Origin of the sequence: Sphingopyxis sp. NFH-91 (assembly GCF_021401285.1) — a bacterium.
GTDB lineage: Bacteria > Pseudomonadota > Alphaproteobacteria > Sphingomonadales > Sphingomonadaceae > Sphingopyxis > Sphingopyxis terrae_A.
Genome location: NZ_JACBGA010000001.1, coordinates 726,286 through 740,828 on the forward strand (window position 1 = coordinate 726,286; position 14,543 = coordinate 740,828).

Here is a 14,543-nt window from a genome sequence, read left to right on the forward strand (position 1 = left end):
CGGATTGCTGCGCCTGGGGCGCCGCAGTCCGCTTGGCAATGGCGCGCACTCTCTCTAGGGTGCGCGCCATTCGCATATTACGAGTTTGCAAGAGGTTCCCCCCGACATGGCATTGCCCGGCATGAAACGCATCCTGCTCAAATTGTCGGGCGAGGCGCTGATGGGGCCGACGCCCTTCGGGATCGATCCCGAAACGGTCGCGAGCATGGCGGCCGAGGTCAAGGAAGCGAAGGATCGCGGCCTCGAAATCTGCCTCGTCATTGGCGGCGGCAATATCTTTCGCGGCATGGCGGGGGCGGCGAAGGGCATGGACCGCGCGCAGGCCGACTATATGGGCATGCTGGCGACGGTGATGAACGCGCTTGCCATGCAGAATGCGCTCGAGCAGCTCGGCGTCCAGACCCGCGTCCAGTCGGCGATCGAGATGGACAAGGTGTGCGAACCGGTGATCCGCCGCCGCGCCGAACGCCACCTCGAAAAGGGCCGCGTCGTCATCTTTGCCGCGGGCGTCGGTGCACCCTATTTCACGACCGACAGCGGCGCGGCGCTGCGCGCGGCGGAAATGAAATGCGATGCGCTGCTGAAAGGCACCAGCGTCGATGGCGTCTATAACGCCGATCCGAAACAGGATCCGAGCGCGGTGCGCTACGACAGCCTGAGTTATGACCGTGTCCTCGCCGACAATCTGAAGGTGATGGACGCGAGCGCGGTGGCCTTGTGCCGCGACAATAATATTCCGATCGTCGTGTTCAACATTCGCGAAGCCGGAAATCTGGCGCGGGTGCTGGCCGGCGAGGGCGTCGCCACCGTGGTCGGCGGCGCGGCCTGAAACGATCAAGAGAGGAAAGACAGATGGCGAAATATGACAAGGCCGACCTGGAACGCCGCATGCACGGCGCGGTCGAATCGCTGAAGCACGACCTTGCGGGGCTGCGCACCGGTCGCGCCAATTCGGCGCTGCTCGATCCGGTGACGGTCGAGGTCTACGGCAGCCATATGCCGCTCAACCAGGTCGCCTCGGTCAGCGCGCCCGAACCGCGGATGCTGGCGGTGCAGGTGTGGGACAAGTCGAACGTCGGCCCGGTGGACAAGGCGATCCGCTCGGCCGGGCTCGGCCTCAACCCGATCGTCGATGGTCAGCTTCTCCGCCTGCCGATCCCCGAAATGACGCAGGAACGCCGCAAGGAATTGTCGAAGCTTGCCGGGCAATATGCCGAAAAGGCGCGCGTCGCCGCCCGCAATGTCCGCCGCGACGGCATGGACAATCTGAAGCAGGACGAGGCGAAGAAGGAAATCAGCGAGGACGAGCGCAAGCGCGCCGAAACCGAAGTGCAGAAGCTGACCGACGCGACGATCGCCGAAATCGATGCGGCGGCGGCGGCGAAGGAAAAGGAAATTCTGGGCTAGTGCTCCTCCGCGCTGCCCTCTCGGCCGTTTGGGCTGAGCCTGTCGAAGCCCCGTCCTTTTCTTGCCCAGGAAAGAACGGCCCGTCGACAAGCTCAGGGCGAACGGAGTCTTAGGCTTTTCCGGTGTCCGAAACGCATCACGATGCCCGCCATGTCGCCATCATCATGGATGGCAACGGCCGCTGGGCCAAGAAGCGCCACCTGCCGCGCATCGCCGGTCATCGCGCGGGGGTTGAGGCGGTGCGTACGATTGTGCGCGCGGCCGGCGACCTGGGGATCGAAGCGCTGACCCTCTACGCCTTTTCGTCCGAAAACTGGAAGCGGCCGGAGGACGAGGTCAGCGATCTGATGGGCCTGCTCAAGCGCTTCATCGTCAGCGATATCGACGAATTTGCCGCCAATGACGTGCGGCTCAAGATCATCGGCGATTGGCGCGCGCTCGCGCCCGATGTCGTCGCACTGATCGAGGATGCGATCGCGCGCACCGCGCATAACCGGCGCACCACGCTGGCGGTCGCGCTCAATTATGGCGCGCAGGACGAACTGGTGCGGGCAGCGAAGGCCGCCGCGGCGGAAGGCGAGATCAGCGCCGAGACGATCGCGGCGCATCTCGACACCGCCGACATGCCGCCGCTCGACCTGTTGATCCGCACGTCGGGCGAAGTGCGGCTGTCGAATTTCCTGCTGTGGCAGGCGGCTTATGCCGAGCTCTATTTCACCGATCGGCTATGGCCCGATTTCAAACCCGCCGACCTCAAGGCGGCGCTCGATCATTTTGCGGCGCGCGAGCGCCGTTTCGGAGGATTATAAGGCATGGCGGGCGCAGCGAAGTCGGATCTGTGGGTGCGCATCGGGTCGGCGATCATCCTGTTCGCGATCGCCGGCACCGCGCTGTGGTTCGGCGGCATCGCCTTCGGCCTGCTGCTGCTCGTCGGCGGCGCGCTGCTGCTGGTCGAATGGTTCCAGCTCGTCCGCGCGATGGGGCTCGGCAGCGGCGGCAAGGCGGCCTTCTCGGCGCTCGGATTGCTGCTCGTCATCGGTGCGATCGGCGGGCTCTGGTATATCCGGCAGAATCTGGGAATGACGGCGGCGCTGTGGGTGTTCGGCATGGTCTGGGCGACCGACATCGGCGCCTATTTTGCCGGACGCGCCTTTGGCGGCGCGCGGCTCGCGCCGACGATCAGCCCTTCGAAAACCTGGTCGGGGCTCGTCGGCGGCATGATCGCGGCGCTGATTGCCAGCGCGACGATCGGTGACCGCGGCCAGATTATCGGTGTCCCGCTGTGGATCGGCCTGTTCATGGGCCTCCTCGCGCAGCTCGGCGACCTTGGCGAAAGCTGGATGAAACGCCGCGCCGGGGTCAAGGATTCGGGCAAGCTGATTCCGGGGCATGGCGGCATTTTCGACCGCGTCGACGGCCTGCTGCCGGTCGCGCTCATTCTCGGTGCGCTCGCCGTCGCGGGCCAGATCGCGGTCCGGGCGGCCGGCTGACATGCGCCGCCTCTCGGTCTTTGGCGCAACGGGTTCGGTCGGGCAATCGGCCCTCGACCTCGTACGCCGCGACCGCGACGCGTGGCAGATCGTCGTGCTCAGCGCCAACAGCGACGTTGCCGAACTGGCGCGTCTGGCGCGCGAGTTCACCCCCGAAGTCGCCGTGATCGGCGATCCCGCGCGTCATGACGAACTCAAGACGGCGCTGGCGGACACGCATATCGGCGTGGCGGCGGGCGCCGACGCATTGGTCGACGCTGCGCGGTTGCCGGCCGATCTCGTACTCGCCGCGATTGTCGGTACCGCCGGGCTCGCGCCTACGATGGCGGCGATCGAAGCCGGGTGCGACGTGGCGCTCGCGAACAAGGAATCGCTGGTGTCGGCGGGCGAGTTGATGATCGCGGCGGCGCAGCGGTCCGGCGCGACGATCCTGCCGGTCGATTCCGAACATAATGCGATTTTTCAGTGCCTGGCGGGCGGGCGCCTTGATCAGGTGCGACGCATCATTCTGACCGCGAGCGGCGGCCCGTTCCGCACCATGTCGGCCGAGGCGATGGCGCGCGTCACCCCGGCGCAGGCGGTCGCGCATCCCAATTGGTCGATGGGCGCCAAGATCAGCGTCGATTCGGCGACGATGATGAACAAGGGCCTCGAACTGATCGAGGCGCATCATCTCTTTCCCGTCGGCCTCGACCGGATCGAAATCCTCGTTCACCCGCAATCGGTGATCCACAGCCTCGTCGAATATGTCGATTGTTCGACGCTGGCGCAGCTTGGATCGCCCGATATGCGCATTCCGATCGCGAGCGCGCTCGCCTGGCCGCAGCGTATGGCGACGCCGTGCGCGCCGCTCGATCTTGCCGCCATCGCGCGGCTCGATTTCGAAGCGCCCGACGAAGCACGCTTCCCGGCAACGGCGCTCTGCCGCGCCGCGATCGCCGAGGGCGGCGCGCGGCCCGCGCAGCTCAACGCCGCCAACGAGGTGGCGGTCGCCGCTTTCCTTGCAGGGCGGATATCCTTTCCGGCAATCATCGACACGGTAAAGCGCGTCCTCGATGCCGATGCGCCCGCCGTGCCGGGCGCGCTTCAGGACATATTCAGCGTCGACGCGACATCCCGCGCGGTCGCGCAGCATTTTGTGGACCAACTCGAACATGCTTGAGTCGCCCGGTTTCCTGTTCACCATTCTTGCGTTTCTGGTCGTGCTCGGCCCGCTCGTGTTCGTGCACGAATATGGCCATTACATCGTCGGCCGCTGGTGCGGCGTGAAAGCCGACACCTTTTCGATCGGTTTCGGGCGCAAGATCCTCGGCTGGACCGACAAGCGCGGCACAGAATGGAAGATCGGCTGGCTGCCGCTCGGCGGCTATGTCCAGTTCGCGGGCGACCGTGATGCGGTGAGCCAGCCCGACGCCAACTGGCAAAACATGCCCGCCGAAGAACGCTCGCACAGCTTTCCCGCGCAGCCGGTCTGGAAACGCGCTCTCATCGTGCTCGCGGGGCCGGTGACCAACTTCCTGTTCGCCATCGCGATCTTTGCCGCCTTCAACATGGCCTATGGCGTCCCGACGACGCCCCCCGTCGTCGGCGCGGTGGAGCCGGGCAGCGCGGCCGAAGCCGCCGATCTGCGGGTCGGCGACCGGATCGTGGCGATCAACGGCGGCGCGATCGAGAAATTCGACGACATTCCGATGGCGGTGGCCTTCGACCTTGGCAAACCCGCCGAGCTTGCGATCCAGCGCGGCGGCGAACGCATCGATGTGCTGCTGCGGCCGCGCGTCATCACCGAAACCGATCGCTTCGGCAACAAGGGCGAACGCGCGGTGATCGGCATCCGGTCGGGCGAGATTGCCTTGGAACCTGTCAATCCGCTCGCGGCCGTTCAGGCTGGCGCGTCCCAGACCTGGGGTATCGTGCGGTTGACCGGGGATATATTGGGGCAATTCCTCACCGGGCAGCGGTCGGTCAAGGAAATGGGCGGCCCGCTCAAGATCGCGAAACAATCGGGCGAGATGGCGACGCTGGGGCTTTCCAGCCTGATCTTCTTCGTCGCTTTCGTTTCCATCAATCTGGGGTTCATAAATCTGTTGCCATTGCCCATGCTCGATGGTGGCCATCTGCTTTTCTACGGCTATGAAGCAATTCGGCGGCGGCCGGCACCGCCGCAGGCGCAGGAGTGGGCGTTCAGATTCGGTTTTGCGGTGATCGTGACGTTGATGCTGGTCGTGACTTTCAACGATTTGGGCTCAATTGGCGTTTGGGACAGGATCGCCCGCTTGATTGGATAGCCAGACTAAGGCAGGGAGAGCGCGCACTTGGGCCGGAGCGGGGCCTGGGCGCAGGGATACGGATTTTTGCGGGATGAACGGTGTGGCTTCACAGAAATTTTCGGCACGGACGCGACTGACCGCGGTGCTTATGACCGGGTCGATGCTGGCGTGGCCGGTTGCGGCGCTGGCGCAAGTCACCCCGCCGCCCGTGACATCGACGCTGCCCGTTCCGCCGACCGAGGCGGCGCCGACCGCGGCGACGATCAAGACGATCACCGTCGTTGGCAACCAGCGGCTCGAGGCGCAGACGATCCTCTCCTATCTGCGCCTGCGCGTGGGGCAGCCCTATGACCGTTCGGTGCTCGACCAGGCGCTCAAGGATCTGGCGTCGACCGAATTGTTCAAGGATTATCAGATCAGCGACGACAATGGCGCGCTGACGATCCAGGTGACGGAAAACCCCGTCATCAACCGCGTCATCCTCGAAGGCAACAAGCGGCTGAAGGAAGACAAGATCCGGCCCGAGATCAAGCTTGCGCCGCGGCAGATTTTCACCCGCTCGAAGGTCCGCGCCGATGTCGCGCGCATCATCGAACTCTACAAGCGGCAGGGCCGCTTCGCCGCGACCGTCGATCCCAAGATGGTCCAGCTCGACCAGAACCGCGTCGATGTGGTGTTCGAGATCGACGAAGGGCCGAAGTCGAAGGTCCGCCAGATCAACATCATCGGCAACGAACAGTTCAGCGACGGCGAACTGCGCGGCGAAATGGCGACGAAGCAGGCCAGCCTCGGCAATCTCCTGTCGTCGAACACGACCTACGATCCCGATCGTCTGGCCTATGACCAGCAGAAGCTGCGCCTCTTCTATCTCCAGCACGGCTATGCCGACTTCCGCGTGATTTCGGCGGTGGCGGAGCTGACCAGCAACAAGCAGGACTTCATCATCACCTATGTGGTGGAAGAAGGCGAGCGCTACAAATTCGGCGACATCGACGTGAAGAGCCAGCTGCGCGACTTCAAGCCGGAGACGCTGAAGCGCCTGCTGCCGATGAAGACGGGCGACTGGTACGACGCCAAGCTTGTGGAAGATACGGTGGAAAGCCTGAGCGAAACCGCCGGCCTCTTCGGCTATGCCTTCGCCGACATCAATCCCGAATTCCGCCGCGATCCCGAAACGCGGACGATGGCGATCACTTTCGACGTCGGCGAAAGTCCGCGCACCTATGTCGAGCGTATCGACGTCAACGGCAACACGCTGACGCATGACAAGGTGGTGCGCCGCGAGTTTCGCCTCAACGAAGGCGACGCCTTCAACAGCTTCGGCGTCAAGCGCACCGAGAACCGCCTGAACAGCCTTGGCTATTTCCAGGACAAGCTGGAGATCGAGCGCAAGGAAGGCTCGACTCCAGATCGCATCATCCTCGAAACGAATGTTGAGGAAAAGCCAACGGGCGAATTGTCGCTTTCCGCTGGTTTCTCGTCGATCGAGAATTTTCTGCTCCAGGCGTCGATCCGCCAGCGCAACTTCCGCGGTCTCGGCCAGCAGCTTCAGGCATCGGTCAATTATTCGAGCTATTCGAAGTCGGTAGAACTTGGTTTCACCGAGCCTTATTTGTTCGACCGCAACATCTCGCTTGGCGGCAGCATCTATCGCCGCGACCTCAACTCGTTCAACTTCATCAACAACAACCGCCAGACGACCTTCCAGCAGATTACGACGGGCTTCCAGGTCAATATGGGTGTTCCGCTTACCGAATTCATGTCGGTGTTCGGCCGCTACAGCCTCAATCTCGACGATGTGACGCTCGACAAGAATCTCTATTATTTCGGGGGCAATTGCGACCCGCTGGTCGCCGGCCGCTATCTTTGCGACGCGATCGGCAAGCGCACGACGTCGCTCGTAGGATACACCATCGCCTATGACGATCGCGACAACCGCCTGCGCCCGACGCGCGGTCAGTCCTTCACGCTCGGACAGGATTTTGCCGGCCTCGGCGGCAGTGTTCGGTATGTCCGGACGACCGCGACGGCGAGCAAGCATTTCAACCTCGGCAGCAAGTTCATCCTGAACATCTCAGCCGAAGGCGGCTATATCTATCCCCTTGGCGATGCTCCGTCGCCGACCAGCGACAAGGTGCGTTTGACCGACCGCTTTTTCCTTGGCGAACCGCAACTGCGCGGCTTCGACATCCGCGGCGTCGGCCCCCGCGTCGTGCGCTACGGCAATGTCGATCTGACCGATCCCATGAACCCGATCCTCGACACGTCGGACAATGCCCGCGTCGACGACGCCCTGGGCGGACGCGCCTATTACAAGGGGCGGTTCGAGGTCGATATTCCGCTCGGCAGCGGCGCCAAGGAGCTCGGCCTTCGCCCGTCGGTATTCCTCGACTTCGGGTCGGTCTGGGGCGTTAAGCGCCCGACGCTGACAACGCTGGCCGATTTCAGAGACCCGGCCGATGGTATCACCAAATATCTTTGCCGTAATGCCTCGACCGGCGCGACGACATTTGCGAGTCAGACCGTCGTCACCGACACAACGACCGGTGTGGTGACGCCGACTGGGCAATATACCACTTGCGACGCCACCAACGGCTTCACGCCGCTGGCACCATTCGAGGAACGCTATCTGGGCGACAGCTGGAAACCGCGCGTCGCGATTGGCGCCGGCGTCAACTGGAACTCTCCGTTTGGTCCTTTCCGGATCGACTTCGCTTACGCCCTTCGCAAAGAAGAGGGTGACGATACGAAACGCTTCTCATTCAATGTAGGAACACAATTCTGATGAAGAAAATTATTGCCGCCTCGGCGCTCGCCATTGCCGCGCTTTCGGTTTCGCCGCTTCTGTCGGCTCCGGCCGTTGCACAGGCAAAATCGGTCGCGCTCGCCGACGTTCGCGTCGCGGCCTCGCGTTCGAACGCCTTCACCGTCGCATCGCAGCAGATCCAGACGACCTACAAGGCGCAGATCGACCAGCAGGAAACCCGCGGTCAGACGCTGCAGGCCGAACTGAACGTGCTGGTGGCCAAATATAATGAGGAAGCGAAGAAGACGCCGCAGAATCAGGCTGCGCTCCAGGCCGCTGCCAAGGCCGTGCAGGACAAGCGCCAGGCGGCTTCCGCCGAGCTTAACAAGATCGGCGAACCCGTCGACCTCGCGATCGCCTATGTCGAGGATCAGATCAGCGTTCGCATGAACGAGGCGATCCGCGCCGCGATGACCGCCAAGAAGGTCGACCTGCTGCTGCAGCCCGACGCCGTGCTGGCGCGTGACCCGAGCACCGACATCACCGATGCGGTCGTTACCGAACTTAACCGCATTCTGCCGAACGTGTCGATCACGCCGCCGGCGGGTTACAAGCCCGGCCAGCTCGTGCAGCAGAAGAACCAGCAGGCGATGGACCAGGCGCGCGCCGCCGCGGCTGCCCAGCCGGCCGCGTCGGGCGGCACGCCGCCGGTCACCCGCTAAGCGCGCATGACCGACAGTGACGACAAGACGATGGGTCCGGCGGATATCCGCCGGATCCTGAGTCTGCTTCCGCATCGTTACCCGATGCTGCTCGTCGACCGCGTCGAATCGATGGTCCGCGACACCAGCATCCATGCGGTGAAGGCGGTCACGATCAACGAGCCCTTTTTCCAGGGTCATTTTCCCGGCCGGCCGATCATGCCCGGTGTCCTCATTATCGAGGCACTGGCGCAGGCGGGCGGGGTGCTCGCGATCGAATCGCTGGGTCTCGCGGGGTCGGGCAAGCTTGTCTATTTCATGGGGATCGACGGGGTTAAGTTCCGCAAACCCGTGGAGCCGGGCCATCTGCTCGACCTGCACGTCACGATCCTGCAGGCCAAGCGGAACATCTGCAAGTTCCAAGGCCGGGCGATGCTGGGCGATCAACTGGCAACCGAATGCCAGTTCACCGCGATGATCGCCGACCCGCCCAGCGATTGAATGATACGCGCCCGCCCGGCAATACGGCGGGTTGCAATTCCTTCCGTTCGTCGTTAGGGGCAGCCGCTTCGCGGCCCCCTGCGGGGATCGTACCGACTCACGCCGCTGGTCGGAAACCAGCGGCACAGGAGCTTAAGACATGAAAAAAGACATCCATCCCGCTTATCACATGATCACGGTCAAGATGACCGACGGCACCGAATATCAGACGCGCTCGACCTGGGGCAGCGAAGGTGACGTGATGACGCTCGAAATCGACCCGACTGCGCACCCGGCGTGGACCGGCGGCAACCAGCGCCTGCTCGATCAGGGCGGTCAGGTCGCCAAGTTCAACAAGCGCTTCGGCGGTCTTACCCTCAAGCGTTGATCGACGTTGCCCCCGCCTTCGCGGGAGCGACGATCACGTCAAAATTTTCGCGAGCGCGCTTTGCCAGCCGGCAAGGCGCGTTTTGCGTTGCGCGTCGTTCAACGCCGGGATGAAGCGTGTCGCACGCCCGCGCATCGTCCCCGCTGCGGTGGCGAGGTCGGGGTAGAGTCCTGCGCCGCAGGCCGCCAGCATCGCGGCGCCGAGGGCGGTGCTTTCGACAAATTCGGGCCGCTCGACGATCAAGGCGAGCATGTCGGCCAGATCCTGCGCCATCCAGTCGTTCGCCGCCATGCCGCCGTCGATCCGCAGATCGGCCCAATCGACGCCATCGGCCGCGAAGGCGGCTTTCAGATCATGCGCCTGATAGGCTTGTGCTTCCAGCGCGGCGCGGGCGACATGCGCCTTGCCACTCGCGAAACTCAGCCCCGATATTGCAGCGAGCGCATCGGGTCGCCAGTGCGGTGCACCCAGTCCTGCAAGCGCGGGGACCAGATAGACACCGCCATTATCCGGAACCGAGCGGGCCAGCGCCTCGCTCTCGCCTGCGTTCGCAAGCAGGCCGAGGCCGTCACGGAGCCACTTTATCAGGCTTCCCGCCACGAATACCGATCCTTCGAGCGCATAGCTGCGGCGCCCGTTTTCCTGAACCAATATTGTCGCGAGCAGCCGGTTGGCCGAATGCGGCCGTTCCGTGCCGCTCGCCGACAGGATGAAGGCGCCGGTGCCGAAGGTTGCCTTGGTCTGGCCCGAAGCCAGACAGGCCTGGCCGATCGTTGCCGCCTGTTGGTCGCCCGCCATCCCCGCAATCGGGATCGCGCCGCCGAACAGCTCCGGGTCGGTGGTGCCGACCGTGGCAGTGCAATCGACGATTTCGGGCAGCAGTCGCATGGGAACGCCGAACAGGTCGCACAGGCCGCCGTCCCAGCCCTCATCGCCGTCGATCGCCATCAACAGCGTGCGTGAGGCATTGGTCGCGTCGGTCACATGCGCGCCGCCGGTCAGGCGATAGACGAGATAGGATTCGATCGTCCCGACGGCAAGCCGATCGCCCGCCTCGGCCAACTGCGGCCAGTTGCGCAGCGCCCAGCCGATCTTGCTGCCGGAAAAATAGGGATCGAGCAGCAAACCGCTCTTGGCCTGTACCGCCGGTTCGTGACCGGCCTCCTTGAGCTTCGCGCAATCCGCGGCGGTCCGCCGATCCTGCCACACGATTGTGGGGGCGAGCGGCCGGCCGGTCGTCCGGTCCCAGAACACGATCGTTTCGCGTTGGTTGGTGATGCCGATCGCGGCAATATTGGCCGCGCCGCCCGCCTTGTCGATCATCGTGCGCGTGCACGCGAGGGTCGCCTGCCATATTTCCTCGGCATCATGTTCGACGAGGCCGGGGCCCGGATAATGCTGGCGAAACTCGCGCTGCGCGCTGCCGAGCGGCGTGCCGCTCGCGTCGAAAAGCATGGCGCGGGTCGATGTCGTGCCTTCGTCGATAACGATAATCTTTTCCGGCATGGCGCTCCGGCTCTCCCCTTTATTCGGTCTTGCAGGATCAAGATCAGCACGAACCGGCGAGGGGGGCAATCCCGGCCCGAGTAATCATCTTGCAATTTCGCGTAATATTCGCCATATGCTTGTGCAGCGCAGCATGGCGGACTTCACCGCCGCAACCACCGGCAGCGTGATTTTCCCGCCCGAGGCGCCGTAAAGGCCGCCAGCGCGGGACGAGCCGGCACCGCGCTTTGTCCCTTGAGGCACCCTTTCACGCGGGTCGTTTCGAACCCGCGGCCGTGCGCCGTCCGTTCGATGCGAACGGGCGCTGTGCGCGTCGCCCATTGAGAGTATGTTATGACGAGTTTCAACGACTTTGGCCTGCACGCCGACATCAATCGCGCGCTTGCCGCCAAGGATTATACAACCCCGACCCCGATCCAGACGCAGGCGATCCCGCCGCTGATGAAGGGCCGCGATCTATGCGGCATCGCGCAGACGGGTACCGGCAAGACGGCCGGTTTCTCGCTGCCGTCGATCCACCATCTGCTGACCTATCCGCATCGCGCCAATCCGCGCGGCTGCCGCATGCTGGTGCTGGCGCCGACGCGCGAGCTCGCGGCGCAGATTGCGCAAAGCTGCCGCGACTATGGTCGTTTCACCAAGCTGCGCGTTTCGACCGTGTTTGGCGGCGTGCCGATCAACAAGCAGATCCGTGACCTCGCGCAGGGCGTCGATATTCTCGTCGCCACCCCGGGCCGCCTGCTCGACCTGATCGATCAGCGTGCGCTGCGCATGGACGATGTCGAAATCTTCGTTCTCGATGAAGCCGACCAGATGATGGACATGGGCTTCATCCATTCGCTGCGCCGCGTTGCCAAGCTGCTGCCGTCGCGGCGCCAGAATCTCTTCTTCTCGGCGACGATGCCGAAGGAGATTGCGGGCCTTGCCGATCAGTTCCTGAACGATCCGGTCACCGTGTCGGTCGCGCCGCAGGCGACGACTGCCGAAAAGATTCGCCAGCGCGTGACCTTCGTCGAGCAGAAGGAAAAGCAGGCGCTGCTCCATCATGTGCTGCGTAGCGAGGACATCGACCGCGCCCTGATCTTTACGCGCACGAAGCACGGCGCCGACCGCGTCGTCCGCCATTTGAAGGGCGCGGGCATCGAAGCCTTTGCGATCCACGGTAACAAGAGCCAGGCGCAGCGCACGACCGCGCTGCAGGCGTTCCGTTCGGGTCAGGTCCGATTGCTCGTCGCGACCGACATTGCAGCGCGCGGCATCGACGTGTCGGGGGTGAGCCATGTGATCAATTTCGAGATCCCGAACGTCCCCGAACAATATGTTCACCGCATCGGCCGCACCGCGCGCGCCGGGGCGGAGGGTGTTGCGATCAGCTTTGTCGCGCCTGACGAGCGCCCCTATCTGCGCGATATCGAACGCGTGACGCGGACCAAGGCCGAGCCGGCGAAGCTGCCCGACAATTTCGGCGAGATGGTTCGCAATCTGCCCAAGCCGGCACAGCCGCCGCGCGACACCGGCAGCAAGGGTCGTGACCCGCAGCGCCAGCGCGACGATGCGCAGCGCCGCAAGGGGCATGGCGAGGGCGGTTCGCGCGACGGCGGCCATCGCGGCCCGCGCCGCGAGGCAGCGGCCGGCGACGGCGCACAGCCGCAGCGCAAGCGTCGCTTTCGTCCGCGCGGCGGGGTCGGGGCGCACAAGGGATCGGTGAAGCGGGTCGGTTGACGCCCGCCCCCGGCACGCTAGGTTTGCGCGCGGGTCGAGGGGACGGACGATGATCGACGACGACGAATATGAACCGCTGCCGCCGCGGCGGCCGCTCTTCCGCCGCAAGCGGGTGCTCATCCCGCTGGCGGTGTTGCTCGTCATCGCAGCGATCTTCCTTGCGCTGCGCACGCCCGACACCGACCGCGATGCCATGATCGCCAAATATGGCGGCCCCGACGCGAGCTTCGCGGCGGGGCCGGCAGGGCAGCGAATCCATTATCGCGATCAGGGCAGGCGCGACGGCCGCACCATCGTGCTGCTCCACGGGTCGAACAGCAGCCTTCAGACGTGGGAGCCGCTCGTCAAAAGGCTCGGCGGCGATTACCGGATCGTGACGCTCGATCTGCCGGGGCATGGCCTGACCGGCGGCACGCCCGACAAGGATTACAGCGCTGCGGGGATGATTGCCGCGGTCGATGTGGTGGCGGCCAAGCTCGGCCTCGATCATTTCATCCTGGGCGGCAATTCGATGGGCGGCTGGGTGGCGTGGCGCTATGCGCTCGCCGAGCCGGGACGCGTCGATGCGCTCCTGTTGCTCGATGCGGCGGGCATGCCGCTGCGAAAAGCCGAAAAGGCGCCCCAATCGAATCTCGGCTTCCGGCTTCTCAAAAATCCGGTCGGACGCTGGCTCGCCGGACAGATCACGCCGCGCTCGCTGGTCGAAAAGTCGCTCCGCCAATCGGTCGCGAAAACCGGCATCGTCGATGATGCGATGGTCGACCGCTATTGGGAGTTGCTCCGCTTTCCGGGCAATCGCGAGGCGACGGCGCTGCGCGCCACGCTCGACCGCGAGCCCGCGATGGCCGACCGGATCGGCGAGATAAAGGTGCCGGTGCTCATCCTTTTCGGCAAGCGGGACCGGCTGATCAACCCGAGCGCCGCGCTGACCTTTCGCGACCGGATTGCGGGATCGGAGGTCCTTCTGCTCGACGATGTCGGCCATCTGCCGATGGAGGAAGCGCCCGACGCCACCGCGATGACGATCGCGGATTTCCTTACGCGGCGGCTTGCTCCGCCGTCGCCTCTGCCGGCTGCTCCAGAAAAGCGCTGATCCGCGCCGCCGTGTTCGCGGCGTGGGTGAAGGGGAAAAGGTGCGACCCCGGCACGACTTCCAGTATCGCGCCGTCGATCAGATCGGCGATCGCCTGGCCGTGCGCGGCCGGCACGACGCCGTCGCGCCGGCCCATCAGGATCAGCGTCGGCATGTTCTTGAGCTGCGGCAGCATAGGCGCACTGGTCCAGCCGGCCATTGCCATCGCCTGATAAGTGAGGCCAAGCGGCGTTGCGGCGGGAAGCTTCAGTCCGCTCGCCAGCATGTCGTCGTCGAGCAGCGCGGCCCACCCGATTCCCGGTGCCCCTACACTCGGCGTCGTTGCCATCAGGACCATGCGCCGGATACGTGCCGGAAATTGCACCGCGATCTGCTGCGCCAACGCACCGCCCCAGCTGAAGCCGGCAAGGTCGAGCTGCGGGTGGCCGAAGCGTTCGGCAATCTCCATCACGATCGCGGCCATTGTCGGCGCGGTATAGGGAAGGATTGCGTCGGGCGACCCGCCGACGCCAGGCATGTCGAGCGTCCACACCTCGCGCCCATGTATCTGCGCGAGCAGCGGTGCCGCGGCGGCGATGTCGGCGCCGATCCCGTTGAGGAACAGCAACGGCACCCCGGTGCTGCCTTTACGCCAGCGCGCCGTGCGAAGCGCGAGGCCATAAAGATGTTCGGTGCCGATGACCGGGCGGCCGCTGATCCTGCTCATGCCCATGGCTTTGGCATGTTTTGGCCGTGGACGG

14 protein-coding genes are annotated in these 14,543 nt (G+C 64.7%); 12 read left to right on the forward strand and 2 right to left on the reverse strand.

Going from position 1 to position 14,543, the window contains the following annotated elements; all coding sequences use genetic code 11:
* The first annotated feature begins 106 nt into the window (after positions 1 to 106).
* From pyrH to rpmE, 10 genes are all read left to right on the forward strand, one after another.
* On the forward strand, positions 107 to 829 hold the full coding sequence (gene pyrH, locus L0963_RS03615) for a UMP kinase (protein WP_062768759.1): 723 nt from the start codon (positions 107 to 109) through the stop codon (positions 827 to 829).
* A gap of 23 nt (positions 830 to 852) precedes the next feature.
* On the forward strand, positions 853 to 1,407 hold the full coding sequence (gene frr / locus L0963_RS03620; RefSeq protein ID WP_003040152.1) for a ribosome recycling factor: 555 nt from the start codon (positions 853 to 855) through the stop codon (positions 1,405 to 1,407).
* Positions 1,408 to 1,529: 122 nt separating this feature from the next.
* Positions 1,530 to 2,216: a polyprenyl diphosphate synthase gene (uppS, locus tag L0963_RS03625; protein WP_082819790.1), complete on the forward strand. Its 687-nt coding sequence runs from the start codon at positions 1,530 to 1,532 to the stop codon at positions 2,214 to 2,216.
* Between the two features lie 3 nt (positions 2,217 to 2,219).
* The gene (locus L0963_RS03630) at positions 2,220 to 2,897 is read left to right on the forward strand and encodes a phosphatidate cytidylyltransferase (protein ID WP_003040145.1); all 678 of its coding nucleotides are present in this window, start codon (positions 2,220 to 2,222) and stop codon (positions 2,895 to 2,897) included.
* Position 2,898: 1 nt separating this feature from the next.
* A complete protein-coding gene (locus L0963_RS03635; protein WP_186402655.1) occupies positions 2,899 to 4,059 on the forward strand; it encodes a 1-deoxy-D-xylulose-5-phosphate reductoisomerase in 1,161 nt (386 codons plus the stop codon).
* Positions 4,052 to 5,185, forward strand: a complete 1,134-nt coding sequence (gene rseP, locus L0963_RS03640) for an RIP metalloprotease RseP (RefSeq protein WP_062900584.1) — start codon at positions 4,052 to 4,054, stop codon at positions 5,183 to 5,185. The genes L0963_RS03635 and rseP overlap by 8 nt, the downstream gene beginning before the upstream one ends.
* Before the next feature lie 73 nt (positions 5,186 to 5,258).
* A complete protein-coding gene (gene bamA / locus L0963_RS03645; RefSeq protein ID WP_062900583.1) occupies positions 5,259 to 7,952 on the forward strand; it encodes an outer membrane protein assembly factor BamA in 2,694 nt (897 codons plus the stop codon).
* Entirely contained in the window at positions 7,952 to 8,635 is a 684-nt protein-coding gene (locus tag L0963_RS03650) for an OmpH family outer membrane protein (RefSeq protein WP_062900582.1), read from the forward strand. Before bamA ends, L0963_RS03650 begins: the two co-directional genes overlap by 1 nt.
* Before the next feature lie 6 nt (positions 8,636 to 8,641).
* Positions 8,642 to 9,115, forward strand: a complete 474-nt coding sequence (gene fabZ / locus L0963_RS03655) for a 3-hydroxyacyl-ACP dehydratase FabZ (RefSeq protein ID WP_062900581.1) — start codon at positions 8,642 to 8,644, stop codon at positions 9,113 to 9,115.
* A gap of 139 nt (positions 9,116 to 9,254) precedes the next feature.
* Positions 9,255 to 9,482, forward strand: a complete 228-nt coding sequence (gene rpmE, locus L0963_RS03660) for a 50S ribosomal protein L31 (protein WP_003040127.1) — start codon at positions 9,255 to 9,257, stop codon at positions 9,480 to 9,482.
* Between the two features lie 33 nt (positions 9,483 to 9,515).
* Here the strand turns inward: rpmE and L0963_RS03665 are convergent, their stop codons facing one another.
* On the reverse strand, positions 9,516 to 10,988 hold the full coding sequence (locus L0963_RS03665) for a glycerol kinase (protein ID WP_062900580.1): 1,473 nt from the start codon (positions 10,986 to 10,988) through the stop codon (positions 9,516 to 9,518).
* A 333-nt stretch (positions 10,989 to 11,321) separates the two neighbouring features.
* Here L0963_RS03665 and L0963_RS03670 point away from each other — a divergent pair, with 333 nt between their 5' ends.
* Entirely contained in the window at positions 11,322 to 12,710 is a 1,389-nt protein-coding gene (locus L0963_RS03670) for a DEAD/DEAH box helicase (RefSeq protein WP_062768744.1), read from the forward strand.
* Positions 12,711 to 12,759: 49 nt separating this feature from the next.
* Positions 12,760 to 13,803 carry an alpha/beta fold hydrolase gene (locus L0963_RS03675; protein ID WP_217372609.1) on the forward strand — a complete coding sequence of 348 codons (1,044 nt, stop codon included), beginning with the start codon at positions 12,760 to 12,762 and terminating at the stop codon, positions 13,801 to 13,803.
* On the opposite strand, the gene L0963_RS03680 is transcribed toward L0963_RS03675, so the two are convergent.
* On the reverse strand, positions 13,748 to 14,509 hold the full coding sequence (locus L0963_RS03680) for an alpha/beta fold hydrolase (RefSeq protein ID WP_234178569.1): 762 nt from the start codon (positions 14,507 to 14,509) through the stop codon (positions 13,748 to 13,750). The two genes, L0963_RS03675 and L0963_RS03680, sit on opposite strands and share 56 nt — an antisense overlap.
* Positions 14,510 to 14,543: the final 34 nt, after the last annotated feature.

Coding starts and splice junctions, on each gene's coding strand:
- L0963_RS03675 (WP_217372609.1), top strand. CDS start 12,760: ATGATCGACGACGACGAATATGAACCGCTGCCGCCGCGGCGGCCGCTC.
- L0963_RS03630 (WP_003040145.1), top strand. CDS start 2,220: ATGGCGGGCGCAGCGAAGTCGGATCTGTGGGTGCGCATCGGGTCGGCG.
- bamA (WP_062900583.1), top strand. CDS start 5,259: ATGAACGGTGTGGCTTCACAGAAATTTTCGGCACGGACGCGACTGACC.
- rseP (WP_062900584.1), top strand. CDS start 4,052: ATGCTTGAGTCGCCCGGTTTCCTGTTCACCATTCTTGCGTTTCTGGTC.
- rpmE (WP_003040127.1), top strand. CDS start 9,255: ATGAAAAAAGACATCCATCCCGCTTATCACATGATCACGGTCAAGATG.
- L0963_RS03680 (WP_234178569.1), bottom strand. CDS start 14,509: ATGAGCAGGATCAGCGGCCGCCCGGTCATCGGCACCGAACATCTTTAT.
- pyrH (WP_062768759.1), top strand. CDS start 107: ATGGCATTGCCCGGCATGAAACGCATCCTGCTCAAATTGTCGGGCGAG.
- L0963_RS03635 (WP_186402655.1), top strand. CDS start 2,899: ATGCGCCGCCTCTCGGTCTTTGGCGCAACGGGTTCGGTCGGGCAATCG.
- frr (WP_003040152.1), top strand. CDS start 853: ATGGCGAAATATGACAAGGCCGACCTGGAACGCCGCATGCACGGCGCG.
- L0963_RS03665 (WP_062900580.1), bottom strand. CDS start 10,988: ATGCCGGAAAAGATTATCGTTATCGACGAAGGCACGACATCGACCCGC.
- L0963_RS03650 (WP_062900582.1), top strand. CDS start 7,952: ATGAAGAAAATTATTGCCGCCTCGGCGCTCGCCATTGCCGCGCTTTCG.
- fabZ (WP_062900581.1), top strand. CDS start 8,642: ATGACCGACAGTGACGACAAGACGATGGGTCCGGCGGATATCCGCCGG.
- L0963_RS03670 (WP_062768744.1), top strand. CDS start 11,322: ATGACGAGTTTCAACGACTTTGGCCTGCACGCCGACATCAATCGCGCG.